Origin of the sequence: Paenibacillus selenitireducens (assembly GCF_002021565.1) — a bacterium.
In the GTDB taxonomy this organism is placed as follows: domain Bacteria; phylum Bacillota; class Bacilli; order Paenibacillales; family Paenibacillaceae; genus Paenibacillus_K; species Paenibacillus_K selenitireducens.
Window position 1 is genome coordinate 203,282 of record NZ_MSZX01000005.1, and the last position, 16,768, is coordinate 220,049.

General features: G+C 43.6%; 21 protein-coding genes. All 21 read left to right on the forward strand.

The genetic code is table 11. From position 1 onward, the window contains the following. Positions 1 to 53 precede the first annotated feature (53 nt). On the forward strand, positions 54 to 824 hold the full coding sequence (codY, locus tag BVG16_RS14180) for a GTP-sensing pleiotropic transcriptional regulator CodY (RefSeq protein ID WP_078499329.1): 771 nt from the start codon (positions 54 to 56) through the stop codon (positions 822 to 824). A 247-nt stretch (positions 825 to 1,071) separates the two neighbouring features. Next, positions 1,072 to 1,482, forward strand: coding sequence for a flagellar basal body rod protein FlgB (gene flgB, locus BVG16_RS14185; protein ID WP_078499330.1), 411 nt, complete (start codon positions 1,072 to 1,074; stop codon positions 1,480 to 1,482). A 5-nt stretch (positions 1,483 to 1,487) separates the two neighbouring features. Further along, complete coding sequence (gene flgC, locus BVG16_RS14190; RefSeq protein WP_078499331.1) at positions 1,488 to 1,940, forward strand: flagellar basal body rod protein FlgC; 453 nt, start codon at positions 1,488 to 1,490, stop codon at positions 1,938 to 1,940. A gap of 47 nt (positions 1,941 to 1,987) precedes the next feature. Then, positions 1,988 to 2,290 (forward strand): flagellar hook-basal body complex protein FliE, encoded by a 303-nt coding sequence (gene fliE / locus BVG16_RS14195; RefSeq protein ID WP_078499332.1) that lies wholly within the window; start codon positions 1,988 to 1,990, stop codon positions 2,288 to 2,290. Positions 2,291 to 2,330: 40 nt separating this feature from the next. Continuing rightward, a complete protein-coding gene (fliF, locus tag BVG16_RS14200) occupies positions 2,331 to 3,917 on the forward strand; it encodes a flagellar basal-body MS-ring/collar protein FliF (RefSeq protein WP_078499333.1) in 1,587 nt (528 codons plus the stop codon). A gap of 5 nt (positions 3,918 to 3,922) precedes the next feature. Next, the gene (fliG, locus tag BVG16_RS14205; protein WP_078499334.1) at positions 3,923 to 4,948 is read left to right on the forward strand and encodes a flagellar motor switch protein FliG; all 1,026 of its coding nucleotides are present in this window, start codon (positions 3,923 to 3,925) and stop codon (positions 4,946 to 4,948) included. After that, on the forward strand, positions 4,941 to 5,783 hold the full coding sequence (locus BVG16_RS14210) for a FliH/SctL family protein (protein WP_078499335.1): 843 nt from the start codon (positions 4,941 to 4,943) through the stop codon (positions 5,781 to 5,783). The genes fliG and BVG16_RS14210 overlap by 8 nt, the downstream gene beginning before the upstream one ends. Then, on the forward strand, positions 5,776 to 7,089 hold the full coding sequence (fliI, locus tag BVG16_RS14215; protein ID WP_078499336.1) for a flagellar protein export ATPase FliI: 1,314 nt from the start codon (positions 5,776 to 5,778) through the stop codon (positions 7,087 to 7,089). The genes BVG16_RS14210 and fliI overlap by 8 nt, the downstream gene beginning before the upstream one ends. 41 nt (positions 7,090 to 7,130) lie before the next feature. Continuing rightward, positions 7,131 to 7,577 (forward strand): flagellar export protein FliJ, encoded by a 447-nt coding sequence (gene fliJ, locus BVG16_RS14220; RefSeq protein WP_078499337.1) that lies wholly within the window; start codon positions 7,131 to 7,133, stop codon positions 7,575 to 7,577. 56 nt (positions 7,578 to 7,633) lie between these two features. Then, positions 7,634 to 8,551: a MotE family protein gene (locus tag BVG16_RS14225; RefSeq protein ID WP_233147038.1), complete on the forward strand. Its 918-nt coding sequence runs from the start codon at positions 7,634 to 7,636 to the stop codon at positions 8,549 to 8,551. 36 nt (positions 8,552 to 8,587) lie between these two features. Then, the gene (locus tag BVG16_RS14230) at positions 8,588 to 10,042 is read left to right on the forward strand and encodes a flagellar hook-length control protein FliK (protein ID WP_158081699.1); all 1,455 of its coding nucleotides are present in this window, start codon (positions 8,588 to 8,590) and stop codon (positions 10,040 to 10,042) included. 20 nt (positions 10,043 to 10,062) lie between these two features. After that, positions 10,063 to 10,644, forward strand: coding sequence for a flagellar hook capping FlgD N-terminal domain-containing protein (locus BVG16_RS14235; RefSeq protein WP_078499339.1), 582 nt, complete (start codon positions 10,063 to 10,065; stop codon positions 10,642 to 10,644). Further along, complete coding sequence (locus tag BVG16_RS14240; RefSeq protein WP_078499340.1) at positions 10,641 to 11,027, forward strand: TIGR02530 family flagellar biosynthesis protein; 387 nt, start codon at positions 10,641 to 10,643, stop codon at positions 11,025 to 11,027. The genes BVG16_RS14235 and BVG16_RS14240 overlap by 4 nt, the downstream gene beginning before the upstream one ends. A gap of 96 nt (positions 11,028 to 11,123) precedes the next feature. Further along, positions 11,124 to 11,942: a flagellar basal body rod protein FlgG gene (gene flgG, locus BVG16_RS14245; RefSeq protein ID WP_078499341.1), complete on the forward strand. Its 819-nt coding sequence runs from the start codon at positions 11,124 to 11,126 to the stop codon at positions 11,940 to 11,942. Between the two features lie 70 nt (positions 11,943 to 12,012). After that, complete coding sequence (locus BVG16_RS14250; RefSeq protein WP_078499342.1) at positions 12,013 to 12,237, forward strand: flagellar FlbD family protein; 225 nt, start codon at positions 12,013 to 12,015, stop codon at positions 12,235 to 12,237. Next, positions 12,234 to 12,704 (forward strand): flagellar basal body-associated FliL family protein, encoded by a 471-nt coding sequence (locus BVG16_RS14255; protein WP_078499343.1) that lies wholly within the window; start codon positions 12,234 to 12,236, stop codon positions 12,702 to 12,704. Before BVG16_RS14250 ends, BVG16_RS14255 begins: the two co-directional genes overlap by 4 nt. A 46-nt stretch (positions 12,705 to 12,750) precedes the next feature. Continuing rightward, positions 12,751 to 13,749 carry a flagellar motor switch protein FliM gene (fliM, locus tag BVG16_RS14260; RefSeq protein ID WP_078499344.1) on the forward strand — a complete coding sequence of 333 codons (999 nt, stop codon included), beginning with the start codon at positions 12,751 to 12,753 and terminating at the stop codon, positions 13,747 to 13,749. Next, positions 13,739 to 15,067, forward strand: coding sequence for a flagellar motor switch phosphatase FliY (gene fliY, locus BVG16_RS14265; protein WP_078499345.1), 1,329 nt, complete (start codon positions 13,739 to 13,741; stop codon positions 15,065 to 15,067). The genes fliM and fliY overlap by 11 nt, the downstream gene beginning before the upstream one ends. Positions 15,068 to 15,089: 22 nt before the next feature. Beyond that, positions 15,090 to 15,455, forward strand: coding sequence for a response regulator (locus tag BVG16_RS14270; RefSeq protein ID WP_078499346.1), 366 nt, complete (start codon positions 15,090 to 15,092; stop codon positions 15,453 to 15,455). A 3-nt stretch (positions 15,456 to 15,458) separates the two neighbouring features. Continuing rightward, positions 15,459 to 16,016: a flagellar biosynthetic protein FliO gene (locus BVG16_RS14275; protein WP_078499347.1), complete on the forward strand. Its 558-nt coding sequence runs from the start codon at positions 15,459 to 15,461 to the stop codon at positions 16,014 to 16,016. After that, a complete protein-coding gene (gene fliP / locus BVG16_RS14280; protein WP_078499348.1) occupies positions 16,013 to 16,768 on the forward strand; it encodes a flagellar type III secretion system pore protein FliP in 756 nt (251 codons plus the stop codon). The genes BVG16_RS14275 and fliP overlap by 4 nt, the downstream gene beginning before the upstream one ends.

Sequence of the window (16,768 nt, forward strand, 5' to 3'; positions counted from 1 at the left end):
ATAAAGAGGACAGCTTTACAGCTACCATCCTTCACATGGGAGGAATTTCGAAAGTGACACTACTCGCCAAAACACGTACTTTAAATAAATTGTTGCAGCGTGCGGCTGGCAAGGCTGTCAATTTCCGCGAGATGTCTGAGGTACTGCGCGATACGATTGAAGCGAATGTGTATGTCGTCAATCGAAATGGCAAAGTGCTGGGATATGCGGTTACAGATGAAATAGGCCTAAGGGCACTTCAGCAAGAAACGGCGGATGAGATTCGATTTACGGCAGAGCTGACTCATTTGCTTCTTAAGATTGAGGAAACCGCATCAAATATAGAGCAAGAACATCTGAATAATCCGTTTATACAGGAGATCTCATCGATATTTTCGCATTCGATTATTACGATCATACCGATTAATGGTGGCGGAGATCGACTTGGTACGATTGTCCTAACTCGAGGCGTCAAACCGTTCATTGATGACGATCTGATTTTAGCGGAATACGGCTCGACAATTGTTGCAATGGAATTGTTAAGAGTTCGTTCAGAGGAAAGAGAGTACGAGGTTCGGAGTAAGACCGCAGTACTAGCTGCTGTAAATTCACTGTCGTATAGTGAAATGGAAGCGGTCGAGCATATCATCCCGGAATTGAAAGATAATGAAGGACTATTGGTCGCTTCGAAAATTGCGGATCGAGCAGGCATTACGCGCTCTGTTATCGTAAATGCCCTTCGAAAGCTTGAAGGGGCAGGGGTTATCGAGACCAGGTCTTTAGGTATGAAGGGGACCTATATAAAGATTTTGAATGATCAGTTGGTCAATCATATCCGACGTTAATGTTTTGTAAAGTTTTATAGGCAACAATGGCAAGAGTCCTATCTTTCAAAAAAAGATAGGGCTTTTTGCTTATTGTGAAAAAACGGAAACTCACAGAATATTAAGCTTAGATTAGTAATATACATTTTTCTGCATAAGGTGAGACAATCTAAGAATTGTCACTAATTTTTTGTCGAAATAAGGAGGATTTAGAGAGGTTTTGTTGAATTTTAATTATTGACGAATTAAACGAAAGTGGGGAGAGATAGTGAAATTGCTTAGTGGCGCCAGCTTTGATCGCTTACAAGGCGCAATCGACACCTCGAATCTGCGACAAAAGGTCATATCCAACAACATTGCGAATGCAGAGACACCTAATTTTAAAAGGTCAGAAGTAGCATTTGAAACGATTCTTGAGCAAGAAATGTCTGGGGATTCTGGCTCACTCGTGGGGAATCGAACAGATCCAAGACATTTTTACATTGGTCCTAATTCAGCATCCACGAGTACGCCTCAAGTAAATACAGACCAAAATACGACTTACAATAATAATCTTAACAATGTCGACATTGATAGAGAAATGTCACAGCTTGCTCAAAATCAATTGAAGTATAATGCCTTAATCCAGCAATTAAATCATGACATTAAAATGAAACGTCTTGTGGTTGAAGGGAGATAATTTCGTTGAACATTAGCAATAGCTTTAATATCAGTGCTTCAGCTTTAACAGCCCAACGTCTTCGAATGGATGTGATCAGTTCGAACATTGCGAATGCCGAAGTAACGCGCGGACGTTATGTAAACGGTCAATTTGAGCCTTATCGTCGTAAGATGGTCGTACTGCAGCCTTATGAGCAGAACAGCTTTTCAAAGATGCTGCAATCTCAGCTGGGCGAACCGAATGTCGGGAATGGTGTGAAGGTTACGCAGATTAAAGAAGATCAAGAGCCTTTCAAGCAGGTCTATAATCCTACGCATCCGGATGCTGATCAGAACGGATATGTAAGTATGCCAAATGTCGACATCTTGAAGGAAAATGTCGATATGATCGCTGCATCTCGTGCATATGAGTCGAATGTCACGGCTCTTAACGCTTCAAAAGCGATGTTTATGAAAGCATTGGAGATTGGTAAATAAAATTTTATGAGAAATACATAATCCAAATACCGTCAGGGGGGTAAATAATGATTCAGAACACGATGCTTACAGGAATTCAGCCCAAGCTGACTCCTACTGTCGTGAACACACAGCCTACACCGGCTCAAGCGACTAAGCAGTTCAGTGAGTTTTTAGGAGATGCGTTAGATCAGATTGACGCACAAGAGAAAAATGTTCATCAAATGAGTGATAAATTTATTCTGGGCCAAGTGAATGTGGATCAACTCATGATCGCATCCGAACAGGCGACGCTTAGTCTACAGCTTACGACACAGATACGCAATAAAGTAATCGAAGCTTATCAAGAGATTATGCGTACCCAAATCTAATCATAGGAATGTATAGCAAAGTTTCGGATGGGGTGACGTTGTGAACGAAAGGTTCGTCCAGTACCGAGATAAGGTGACCCAATTCTGGGGCCAATTCGGGAAAAAACAAAAAATATTATTTATATCAGTAATCGGAATACTTATCATCGTGATCATCCTGCTCTCCATTCAATTCTCTAAAGTTCAATATGAAACGGCATTTAAAGATTTGAATCAAGTCGATGCAGCAGCGGTGATGCAACAATTAGATGCAAGCGGGATTAGTTATAAATTAAGTGCGGATGGCAAGTCCATCTCCGTTCCAAGCGCACTTGCGGCGAAAGCTCAAGTTGATATCGGTTCACAAGGCATTGTTCAGAACGGTTCCCTTGGTTTTGGCGCATTTACGGATAGTTCTTCAACCTTCGGTTCAACAGACCGCGAGTTTGATGTGAAGTACAAGAGTGCATTGAATGGCGAAATTCAACAACTCTTAAATCGTATGCAAGGCGTTAGTGATTCGAAAGTGGTGGTAAATTTACCGCGTGAAAGCGTCTTTGCTGGCATGGAGGCACAAGAAGCCGCATCCGCATCCGTTAGCTTGAAATTTAAGCCGGGTTATCGTCCAAGCCAAGAAGCGGTGGATTCCTATTTTAATCTCGTGAAAACAGCTGTACCGAATCTAGCAATTGATAATATTACGATTACTAGTGACGAAGGAGAGTTAATGTCCTCCGTAAATGGTGGGAATGGAACGATGTCCAGCGCCGTTGAGGAACAAATGAAACTTCGGAAAAAATTCGAGAATGATGTTAAAGCGAGCATTCAACAGTTCTTAGGACGTTGGTATTCTTCAGATAAGATCGAAGTTCTTGTAGCCGCATCGATGAATTTTGACCAAAAGACTTCGGAAGAAAAACTGGTTAGTCCCGTAAACAAGGACGAGAATAAAGGGATTGAGATCAGTGTTCAAGAGTCTCAAAAATCTTATTCCGGTAAAGATGGACAAGCAGGCGGTGTTGCTGGAACAGGCAGTACTGAAATTCCTGGTTATCCGGCGAATGGCTCAAATGGTACTTCGACATCGGAAGAAAGTTCGAAAACAACGAACTACGATGTTAACCGGGTTACCAGCCAAATTCAATCCAGTCCGTTCTCCGTGAAAGATTTAAGTGTCAACGTTGCCGTTGAACCTTCGAATGGAGATATTGCTGCATTTAATGCATCGAAGAAGCAGGAAATCGAGACAATTCTAGTTAATTTTGTCAGCGCAAAACTTGCTGATTCTGGTATTAAATATTCAGACGCTGAATTAGCCAAAAAGGTTTCAGTCGTTGCACAAAATTTTGGAGAAAATTCTTCTGCGGTCAAAAATACAACTTTGTCGAATTCGTTATGGATCGGCGGAGGCATAGTCGCACTAGCGTTGCTCGCAGGTATTGGATTTATGATATTTAGAAGAAGACGGAATAAAGAAGAAGTATACGATGATGAACCTCTTCAACCAGCGTTGGAGTTCCCGTCGATTGATTTAGAGAATGTTACCAATGAAAATCAAGTTCGTAAACAACTGGAGACTCTTGCGAAGAAAAAACCGGATGAGTTTGTTAATTTGTTGCGTTCTTGGTTAGCAGATGAATCGAGGTGAGTTCAATGGCAAGATCTCAGAATCACGGCTCACAAGGTTTGAGCGGACGTCAGAAGGCGGCCATTCTGCTCATTTCTCTCGGGCCGGAGGTTTCCGCCCAAATATTTAAACATTTAAGAGAAGAAGAAATCGAACAACTCACGTTAGAAATCGCAAACATGCGTAAAGTTGACAGTGTTGAAAAGGAAACGATTCTAGCGGAGTTTCATCAGATTTGTCTTGCTCAGGAATATATTTCACAGGGTGGTATTACATACGCAAAAGAAATTCTAGAAAAAGCATTAGGCTCGACTAAAGCGATTGAAGTGATTAATCGTCTGACAGCCACGCTTCAAGTACGTCCTTTTGATTTTGCGCGTAAAGCAGATCCTGCGCAAATTCTTAACTTCTTGCAGAATGAAAATGCACAGACTATTGCGCTTGTTCTTTCTTATTTGCAGTTTGAACAAGCGGCAGTGATTTTGTCATCGCTGCCTCAGGAGAAACAAGCCGAAGTTGCACGTCGTGTGGCGATCATGGATAGTACGTCTCCAGAAGTGATTAGTCAGGTTGAACGAGTTCTGGAACAGAAATTATCCTCAACCGTAACGCAGGATTACACGAATGCTGGCGGTATTGAGTCGATCGTACAAATCTTGAATGGTGTTGACCGGGGTACAGAGCGTACAATTCTCGATTCCTTGGAAATTCAAGATCCGGAGCTTGCGGAAGAAATCAAGAAACGGATGTTTGTCTTCGAAGATATTGTTAATGTGGATAATCGCTCGATTCAACGCATTATTCGTGATATCGAAAATGCCGACTTACAACTTGCGCTCAAAGTGGCGAGTGAAGAAGTACGGGATGTTATTTTCCGGAATATGTCGAAGCGTATGGCGGATACATTCAAAGAAGAAATGGAATTTATGGGACCTGTTCGATTGCGTGATGTTGAAGAGGCTCAGACTCGCATAGTCGCGACAATTCGTCGTCTGGAAGAAGCCGGAGAGATCATTATTGCTCGCGGCGGAGGAGATGATATCATTGTCTAATTTGATTAAATCGACTCATTATATATCGGCACAGGATTTGAAATATGTTGAGAGTACGAGGTTCTACGGGAATCCGAATAACGAAGATTCTGTGATTGTAGACGATTCGGAAATCGCCAAGCGCCGAGAAGATGAATATGAGAAGATGCGAAGGCAGATCATGGATGAAGCGGCAGTCGTTGCCGAGGAAGAAGTACGCCATGCAACGGAAGAAGCAGCACGTATTCTTGAAGCTGCGAAAGCGGAGGCTGAAGCATGGTGGGAACAACGTCGGCAGGACGACGAACAGCTCATCGAAATGTCTAAATTAGATGGTTTTGAACGTGGGTATCAAGAAGGTGTTGAACAAGCTCAAGAAGCGACTCGGCAACAAGTCGAGCAAATGCTTCATGAAGCGAAGGTAATTCTTGAACAAGCTTATACGGCAAAAGAACAAATCGTTCAAGAGGCCGAGCCTTTTCTCGTTGACTTAAGCTGCGCGATCGCAGAAAAAATAGTAGATAAACAGTTATCGGTGGAACAAGATTATGCCATTGAATTGGTGAGAAGACAATTATCTCGGAAGAGAGAGCAAGGAACGATAACGCTTTGCGTAGCTCCAGAGCATTTTGCTTTTGTTCAGGCGGTTCGTGAGGAACTTGCGCTTTCCATTGATTCTCAAGCTGAATTGCAAATTCTGCCGGATTCTACGATATCGGATTGGGGTTGCGTCATTCGTTCCTCTTATGGAAGTATTGATGCGCGGATTGATACGCAATTGACTGAAATTAAGAAGCACTTGCTGCAAATCGCCATGTATCAGGAGGATCAGAACGTGGAGGGTGAACATGCGTAGTGCTGAACGATACATAGAACACCTGAAACATATTGATGCGATTCGAGTCAATGGAAAAGTTACGCAAGTCATTGGACTAACCGTAGAATCGGAAGGTCCTGATGCTAGTATCGGTGATGTTTGTTACATATACCCTACGAAAGCCGCGCAACCGCTCAAAGCGGAAGTCGTCGGATTTCGAGACAACAAAGTTATTCTGATGCCCTTGGGAGATCTTCAATCCATTGGACCTGGCTGCGATGTTGTAGGGACGGGGAAGCCACTAACGGTCCAGGTTGGCTCAGAATTGTTAGGTAAAGTGTTAGATGGGTTAGGGCAACCTCTTGATCTGTCGCATTTACCTAGTCGGATGACACATTATTCAACACATAATGTTCCTTCCAATCCGTTGAAAAGACCACGCGTCGCAGAACCTATTGGTACAGGAGTTCGGGCAATTGACGGATTACTTACGATGGGGAAAGGCCAACGCGTGGGGATTTTTGCGGGATCAGGGGTTGGTAAAAGTACGCTGATGGGCATGATTGCACGAAATACATCCGCTGATGTGAATGTAATTGCCTTAATCGGCGAACGTGGGAGAGAGGTTCTCGATTTTATCGAACGGGACTTAGGCCCGGAGGGGTTGGCTCGTTCGGTCGTTATCGTGGCAACTTCAGATCAACCCGCCTTGATTCGGATCAAAGGGGCATTAATCGCCACAACGATTGCCGAGTTTTTCCGCGATCGTGGATTAAATGTCATGCTGATGATGGACTCGGTAACACGGTATGCGATGGCAATGCGGGAAGTAGGCCTTGCGATTGGTGAACCTCCAGCGACGCGTGGGTATACACCGTCTGTATTTGCAAGTCTCCCTAAACTACTAGAACGTGCGGGTACGGGACCTACGGGTTCGATAACCGCCTTTTATACGGTCCTAGTAGATGGGGATGACATGAATGAGCCTATTGCCGATGCCGTACGGGGGATTCTAGATGGACATATTGTTCTCAATCGATCCATTGCTCACAAAGGTCACTACCCAGCGATCGATGTATTGGCGAGTGTCAGTAGGGTGATGAAAGATATCGTCGACGCTGATCATACGGCTGCAGCTGAGAATTTGAAGAGACTTCTTGCTGTATACAAGGATTCTGAAGATCTGATCAACATTGGTGCGTATCAGCGGGGTTCGAATGCCCAGATTGACCTCTCACTAGACTATATCCAATCCATTTGGGATTTTACCAAACAGAAAGTCGATGAGAAAGTAACTTATACCGATACCATACAACAATTAAAAGATCAGTTCGGTTGGTCTTGATTATAGTAAGATGCGACGAATTCGAAATGAGGAGTGCTGAAATGGCATTACGATTTCATTACCCGTTTCAAAAAGTTGTTGATTTAAAAGGAAGCGAAAAGACGCAGGCCGAATGGCTGCTCTCTGCATCGCTAGGGAAGTTACAGCAAGAAACGATGATGCTTCAGCAGTTATATGCAGAAAAGGAGCAGACATTAGAATCCATATTGGATGCCACAGCCGCATGTTGTGTATCTAGTCTACAGCATATGCAGTCGTATCTAAGCCGACTGGAGCACAGCATTCAGAAGCAAGTGAAAGACGTCCAGCGTGCAAAAACGGATGTAGAGCGTAGTCAGTTGCATTTGACAGACAAAATGAAAGATGAGCAAGTGTGGCAGCAAGCGAGAGATAGAGCTAAAGAACGGTTTCGTTATGAAATGCAGCTTCGGGAACAGAATGAGTTGGATGAAATGGCGACCGTCCGCTTTTCCTTATCGGCTCGTTAACGCTTGAACGATTTCAAAATCGTTGTGGGATCGTGAATCGAGAAGGAGAGATCGCAGTGAACGACGCTGATGTAGAGAAAAGTTCTTATAGTGGGTTTGAACGGTTTTTGTTTTTCGTCACCCCGATCATATTCACGGTTGTATTGTTAATAGTGTTGCTAGCGTTATTTAACTATCCTGTGCGCAATAGTTTGCTAGAAATGGCTCAGAGTATTCCGATCGTTAAGAATTGGGTGCCAGAACCAACATCTTCGAATGGTTCTACCAAGGGGAATGATGGTTCCGCGAAAAAGAATGCAAATCAAGAAAAAAAGATTAACGAATTAAATGACCTGCTGGCATCGAAAGATGCTGAATTAAAAAAAGCTACAGCGATGATCGAGCAAAAAGACGCCGAGATCTCAACGCTGAAGCAGAATGTACAGCAGTCGGAACAAAAACTTGTAGACAAGGGCCAGACGGATGAGCAGTATCAAGCTCAGATCACGAGTCTTGCCAATATGTATGCGCAAATGCAACCGTCAAAGTCTGCACCGATCATTGAGAATCTGACATTAGAAGAGCAGGTGCTCGTGTTAAACGCGATGAAGCCAAGCGATCGTGTCAAGATTCTTGAGAAGATGACGCCAAAGGTTGCGGCGGATGCAACGATACGTCTAAAAGATGTGCAAAGCTCTGAAAATCTAGCTATTGCTGCTTTGCAATCTCGAATTGCTAAAGTCGATGCGAATGCGAAAAAGGACTCGACGTCCCTTGATAATCAGCAATTAAGCCAAACTTTTATGACGATGACGCCGAAAAATGCGGCTAAAATTGTTCTGGATACCACAAAAATTAGCGAAGATAAAGCTCTACGTATTCTACGTTCTGTTGATGATGCAACGAGATCACAAATCCTGGCTGCGATGCAAGACACAGATGCCAACGCCAAGGTTGCTGCGAAATTATTATCGAAGATCATGCCTGCGAAGTAATCGAAAGCCCATGCTGAGATGAAAGGAGGTGAAACAATGAACATGTTGATTCCAACTGCAGTAGCAACACCTAGCAACTCGAAAAATATGGGGACGACCAATGCCAAAGGCAGTATGAATGCAACAAAAACAGGGGACTCCTTCGGGCAAGTACTCGGTCAATCGTTGAATGGTCAAGCTGTAACAGAAAGCTCAGCGCAAACTCCGGCGTTAACGTTACAAGGCACATTAAACAATGCCCTTGGCAATGAAACATCAGGAGAGAATACGCTGGATCAACTCATTGCACAGCTGATTGCTTCCTTGCAGGAAGTCGACGATAAATTGGCTGGAAGCGACGACTTGCTTCAACAATTGCAAGCTTGGTTAGCACAAGCGAATGCATTGCTCCAGACGTTGCAATCGAATCAAGGTGAGGCTTCGCATACTGCTACTTTGGTGCCGACAGATACGGATCTTACATTACACCCTGCGACGATCCGTTTTACGGTGCAAGATAAGTTAATGCAACTTCTAGCACTTGTGAAAGACGATAATGAGGGTGTAACGATGGATATGCGTCCATTGGTTAGCGGACAAGCTAAAGTTCAATCCGATTTTATCCAAACTCTGCAAGCTGCATTGAATCAAGCGTCGGTTGAAACATCTGTTCCATCAACAGGGGCAGCATCTACAACGCAAATCGCGCAAGTCAGTCAAATGATTCAAGCGTTGCAGCATATTTTGAATCAAGCGAACCCGTCTAAGCTGGGCGATCAGGTACAGACGCTTGAGGGGGACGTGGATGCAGCGTTTGGAGCTCAGGTAACGGATGGTTTGAAACAAGCCGTAAGCGATCGCTCTTCTTTGCTGCAGCAACAGATGTCCAACCAAACACAATCGGAATCGGATGAAACGGATGCAGCTTCGAACCCAGGAAATGCAAAAGTCACGGATGATGTACCTGATGTATTTACGGCTGGACAAATGGCTTTGCGCACCCAGGATGCACCTTTGGTGAAGACAACACCGCAAGTGGTTGTAGCACAGAATTTTGCTCCGGAGATGAGCAATTTCATCAAACAATTGGATATTACGAAGTTGAATGGGATATCTGAAGCGAAAATCATTCTTTTCCCAGAACATCTCGGTCAAGTCGACATTCGAATTTCCATTCAGAACGGTCAAATTATGGCGCAATTCATGACGGAGCATGCGCAAGCCAAGGATATGCTGGACAACCAAATGGTGCAGCTTCGTGCAGCCCTTCAATCACAAGGATTGCAGGTTGATAAACTAGAGGTTACGCAAAACCAAAATTTGCACTCGCAGATGTATCACGAACAGCGCCAGCCTAATGGCGGTCAGCGTCAAGGCGAGCAACAAAATAAAAATCGGATCACGGGCAAAGAAGATCAGACAAATAGCGGCATGATCTCTGAATTAGGTCAAGAACCTACGATCCGTGTGAATGGGCTAGGATACGGGAGCTCATTTACTGCATCGGTTTAAGAGGAGAGAAGGTGAATCGAATGGCGAATGATAATGTGTCTACGTCGAATATTTGGCCGAACTACAGTCCAGGAAACGTAGCAGCAGCGGCCAAGAAACCGCAGAGTTCTTTAGGCAAGGATGATTTCTTCAAAATATTAATCACACAGATGACGAACCAAGATCCAACGCAGCCGTTGAATGACCGTGAAATGATTGCCCAAATGGCGCAGTTCTCCTCGGTCGAACAGTTGATGAATATTTCCAACGTGTTAACGTCTATGCAGCAGTCTTTGGGAGGATCATCTGGATTAATTGGCAAGCAAATTTCTTGGACGACAACAGGCGCAACGCCTGAGAAAAAAACGGGTGTGGTGGAATCCATTATTGTGCGTGATGGCGTTCAATATGCCAAGGTTGGTGAGGATGAAGTTCTGTTAAGCAAGGTGGAGAAGATTGAAAATCCTGTCGCTACAGAGAAGCCTGAGCAACCACAGCCTGAACAGCCTGAACAACCTGGACAACCTGGACAACCTGGACAGGAAACGGATAAACCAGCAGAAAGCACGACGCCGGATCCTACTGAGCCTACACCTGAGTCACCAGAGGTAAGCGGGTCATGACAAATCCAATAACGGTTGGACAGCTGTATCCCGGTAAACTATCTCCGGTTGGCGTTCGACAGAAAACGGATGCAACACCTGCAACGAACGCAAATGGATCAACATTTGAAGATTTGCTGCAAAGTAATCTCTTACGGTTCAGTCATCATGCTGAAATGAGGCTGCAGCAACGCGGTATACATCTTCAGCCAGAGCAGTTGTCCAAGTTAGAATCAGCGATTGATAAAGCTGCGGCAAAGGGTGCCAAAGAGTCACTAGTTGTGATGTCTGACATGGCGCTTATCGTGAATATACAGAATCGGACCGTCGTTACAGCTATGGATAATGCATCTATGAAGGATAATATTTTCACACAAATTGATAGTGCCATCGTTCTTTCATGATATAAGGCTGGACCGAATCGGAGGCCTACGATTGCGGACCGAATGAAGCAATCGGGATGGAACACATACTTTACTAACATTGGGGGAGTAAGATACATGTTAAGATCTATGTACTCAGGCGTATCAGGTATGCGTGGATTCCAGACAAAACTGGACGTCATTGGTAACAATATCGCGAACGTGAATACGGTCGGTTTCAAAGCAGGCCGTGTCATGTTCAAAGATATTATGAGTCAAACCGTCGGCGGCGCTACAGCACCAGCGGACGGCAAGGGCGGTGTGAACCCGAAACAGATCGGTTTAGGGGTTACCGTGGGATCCGTCGATACGATTCACTTGGGCGGAAGTGCGATGACAACAAATCAACCGCTTGACTTACGTATTGATGGGGATGGATTCTTTGCCGTGAAATTAACAGAAGATCAAGAACAGTCGTTCTTGACACGCGCTGGAGATTTCCACATTGATGCAGAGCGCAACATCGTTACAAGTGACGGGATGCGTGTTGTAGGTGAGGGCGGGGGTGTATTAGAACCCTTAGAAGATACAGTTGTCGGATTAACCATCGCACAAGACGGAACATTGATGTTCTCAAATGCAGATGGCAGCGTCTCTGCTGGACCTAAGATTGGTGTCGTGAAAGTAGTCAACCCTGAAGGACTTGAGAAACTCGGAGGCAATCTATACCGTGTAACGGCTAATGCCACTTTGGATGGAGAGTTTGAAGTTGTTGGCGCAAATGACGCTGCTTTAGGTACAGGCGCGATTGTTGCGGGCCAGCTAGAAATGTCTAATGTCGAGCTTACGGGCGAGTTCACGGAAATGATCGTTGCTCAACGTGGTTTCCAAGCGAACTCTCGGATTATCACGACATCTGATGAAGTGCTTCAAGAAGTAGTCAACTTAAAACGATAGAATAATGAAGCTGTAATGCAACATGTCACGGAGGGGTAACTCCCCTCCGGATCTTATAAGGAGGGCAGCCATGATCTCAGTCACACGATTAAACGGTTCCCCAATTTGGTTAAATGCTTTGCTTATAGAGAGTGTCGAAGAATCACCCGATACATACATAACGCTCGTGACAGGTAAAAAAATCATCGTCCTAGAGAAATCTTCTGAAGTGATTCGTTTGATGAAAGATTACCTAAGCAGTATTGGCGTGCAAGGCGCGACCATCAAGTTTCAACAAACGGAGGGATCCTCATGAAACGAATGTTGCCATGGCTAATCACCGTATTACTTGCGATTACATTAATCATTGTCGCAGCATTTTTATTGTTTAATTACTGGCAGAATGACACGAAAGGTTCTAAAGTGGACTCGGCGATCAGTAAGGTCGAAGCCAAAAGATTATCAGCGGATGACATTGTTGCCGTAACATCGGAAATCACAGATATCAAAACAAATCTAGCAGATTCGGAATATATCGTGATGATGGGCTTTGCGTTCCAATTGGATAGCAAAAAGACCAAAGCAGAGTTTGATAAGATCAAAGACATTAACATTAAACCGATTATTATCAAAACGCTTGCGGATGTCCAACATAATGATTTGAATGGTGCAAAAGGCAAGGATCAAGTAACAGCGAAATTAACCAATTTAATCAATGCTGCGCTACCTAGCGGCAAGTTGATCAAAATTGATATTACTGACTTTATCATGACGTCCATTTAAGAGATTGTAATGGCGATAGAATGATTCCTTTAAGGGGGTGAAACGAGTGGTTGATGTATTGTCACAAAATGAGATTGATGCCTTGTTAGCGGCTCTATCTTCTGGCGAGATGGATGCAGAAGAACTGAGGAAGGAAGAATCGCAGAAGAAAATCAGATCTTACGATTTTAAGAGAGCAGTTCGTTTCTCCAAGGATCACATTCGAAGTTTGACTCGAATTCACGAAAATTTTGCACGCTATTTGACCACCTATTTTTCTGCGCAATTACGTACATTTGTGCAAATAAATGTTGTTCAAGTCGAGCAATTGCCATATGACGAATTCATTCGCTCCATTCCTAAAATGACGATTTTGAACATTTTTGAAGCGGAGCCGTTAGAAGGAAGAATGGTCCTGGAAGTTCACCCGAACGTTGCCTATGCGATGGTAGATCGCTTGCTAGGCGGTACAGGAATAGCTCCTTCGAAAATTAGTGCGTTGACAGAGATCGAGACCATGGTGATGGAACGGATCTTTAGTCGAGCTTTTGATAGTCTTCAGGAAGCCTGGAAAACAATTATTGATATTTCGCCTAGATTAGAAGCGTTGGAGACGAATCCGCAATTTATGCAAATTGTTTCTCCGAATGAGACAATCGCGTTAATTTCACTTAGCACCAAAATTGGTGACACGACAGGGATGATCAATTTATGTATTCCTCACGTCGTAATCGAGCCGATCATGTCAAGACTCTCTGTGCATCATTGGTTTGTATCTCAGAAAAAATCAAGAGCACCTGAAGAGATCGAGACGCTCCGCCAACGTGTGAACAAAGCGAAGTTACCGTTAATTGCAGAGTTGGGTAATTCACAAATAACCATACGTGAATTTTTAGGTTTATCGGTGGGTGATGTAATTACATTAGACAAAAAAGTTGAAGAGGGCCTATCGATTCGTGTGGGTGATAAGCTCAAATTCATGGGCAGTCCTGGTGCAGTGAAAGATCGATTGGCCATTCAAATTGATGAAATTGTGAGCGAAGGGGTTGAAGAATTTGACGAGTAAAGACTATTTATCTCAAGAGGAAATTGATGCCTTGTTAAATCAATCATCTGTATCTGATCCCGTTGAGAGTGCTAAGTCTGATCTTTCTATACATGATTGCTTAACAGCATTGGAACAAGATGCTTTAGGGGAAATTGGTAACATTACATTTGGTAGTGCAGCTACCGCCCTTTCGACACTTCTAGGCAAAAAAGTGGATATTACGACACCGCAGCTGTCCTTGATATCGCGAGAGAATTTTATCAACGAGTTCCCAAAACCACATGTTGCTGTACATGTTACGTATGTGGATGGCTTTGAAGGAATCAATTCGCTCGTCATTCATACGAGAGATGCACAGATCATCGCGAATTTGATGCTTGGCGGAGATGGTCAAATCCTTGAAGATGAAGAGCTGAATGAGATTCATATCAGTGCTGTTCAAGAAGCGATGAATCAAATGATGGGTTCTTCCGCGACATCGATGTCAACGATCTTCAATCGATTTGTAAATATTTCTCCACCAGGAATCGACATTCTGAATATTGAGAGTGGAAGAGGGTTAACAAAGCTTCCTTCGGAAGATTACTTGGTCAAAGTCTCATTCCGTCTCATTATTGGAGATCTGATCGATTCCACGATCATGCAATTGCTCTCTGTGTCTTTTGCAAAAGAATTAGTAGCTTCATTATTAGGAGACACGTTAGGGGACGCAGAACCGGCAGTCGTTGAACCAGCGGTGGCCGCGGAGACGGCTCCAGTGTCTGAGACACACATCAATCCGAATCTTGGATTTAGCGCTGTGGATCCAACCTATGAGCAACCGTCATACCAGTCAACGACGCAGCAGCAAGCCATGCCACAACAACCTATGTATCAATCTATGCAGCAACCTGTACAACCCGTATATGAGCAGCCTATGAACCAACAACCGATGTATCAACAGCCTATGTATCAGCAGCAGCCCATGTATCAACAACCGATGTATCAGCAGCCGTTACAAGAAAATGCAGCTAACCGAAATGTGCAGCAAGTGCAATTTGCTAGCTTTCAAAATACTCCATTTTCACAGGCAGAGGAAACAAATCTAAATTTATTATTAGACATTCCACTGAAGGTGACTGTAGAATTAGGTAGAACCCAGAAGCAAATTAAGGAAATTTTGGAGTTGTCTCAAGGCTCGATTATCGAATTGGACAAACTGGCGGGGGAACCTGTCGATATTCTTGTTAACAATAAGCTAATCGCGAAGGGCGAGGTTGTCGTTATTGATGAGAACTTTGGGGTTCGTGTTACCGACATTGTAAGTCAATGGGATCGTATTCAAAAACTACAATAAGTTCTAGGGAGGATTTTTTAACATGTCAAACCGTATTTTAGTCGTAGATGATGCAGCTTTTATGAGAATGATGATTCGGGACATTCTTACGAAGAATGGGTACGAAGTCGTAGGTGAAGCACAAGACGGTGCTCAAGCAATCGAGAAATTCAAAGAATTTAGACCGGATTTGGTCACGATGGATATTACGATGCCAGAGATGGATGGAATTACAGCTTTGAAAGAAATCAAGAAATTAGATGGAGCGGCAAAAGTTATTATGTGCTCTGCGATGGGACAACAAGCGATGGTTATCGATGCCATTCAAGCTGGCGCAAAAGATTTTATTGTCAAACCATTCCAAGCTGACCGCGTTATTGAAGCGATTAAGAAAACTCTAGGATCCTAAGTAATGGTCTCATTTCTAGCAGACAATTTAGATTTGGACACAGGTAAAAGTATGAGCTACTCAGATGCCGTCATTAACATCATCTGGGTGCTCGTCGTGCTTGTTATCATTATCTTTCTGATCGTGTTTGTGATTAAGTTTCTCGGTCAAAAAAACCGTAACTGGACTCGAAATCAAGCGATTCGAACGCTTGGCGCGATCGGTCTTGCACAGAATAAATCGATGCAGGTTATTGAACTCGGGGATTCGATCTATATCATCGGCGTTGGTGAAGATATTCGACTCGTGGATAAAATATCGGACCCTGACGAGGTAGCTGCACTGCTTGCTCATTTCGAGCAAAACCAATCGAAGCAAGGTCAAGACCTCGTACCCTATGTGTCTAATCTCATGAAGAAATTTCGAAAATCCGAGGATTCATCTTCGATGTCACAGGAGGATCTGAATGCCTCCTTTCATGAAGTGTTTCAAAGTAAGTTAAACCGAGTATCCAACCGAAAACAGAAGGTAGAGGAATTGTTGCACGATGAAAATAATTCAGATCGGTTGATGGATAAATGAAGAAAAAAGTAATCGTCAGTCTCATTCTAGTCTTAATTATTGCTTCATTAAGCATCGTACAAGCTGCTTTCGCAGATCCGATTCCGAATATTAATTTTCAGATCGGAGACGGGGGAACCAAACCTGGCACCAGCTCATTATCATTATTACTCATTATTACGGTATTAAGTGTGGCGCCAGCCATATTGCTGCTTATGACGAGTTTTACGAGAATCGTAATCGTCCTTGGATTTGTACGTACTTCACTAGGAACACAACAAATGCCGCCCAATCAAGTGTTGATAGGTTTAGCTTTGTTCATGACGCTGTTCGTGATGTCGCCAACGATTTCTGAGATTAATTCGACAGCATTACAACCTTATATGAACTCACAGATTACGCAAACCCAAGCACTAGAAAAGGCATCTGTTCCGTTAAAGAAGTTTATGTTCAAACAGACGCGGGAGAAAGACCTTCTCCTATTTATGAAATACACCAAAACCGAAAAGCCTAAAGGTTACGAAGATATTCCAATTACGGTCCTGGTTCCGGCATTTGCGATTAGTGAATTAAAGACAGCAATGCAGATGGGCTTCATGATCTTTATACCTTTTCTCGTCATTGATATGGTTGTCGCCAGTACGCTGATGGCCATGGGGATGATGATGCTTCCGCCGGTGATGATTTCGTTGCCTTTTAAAATATTATTATTCATTCTGGTTGATGGTTGGTATCTCGTAGTGAAGTCACTACTTACTAGTTTTGGTACATAA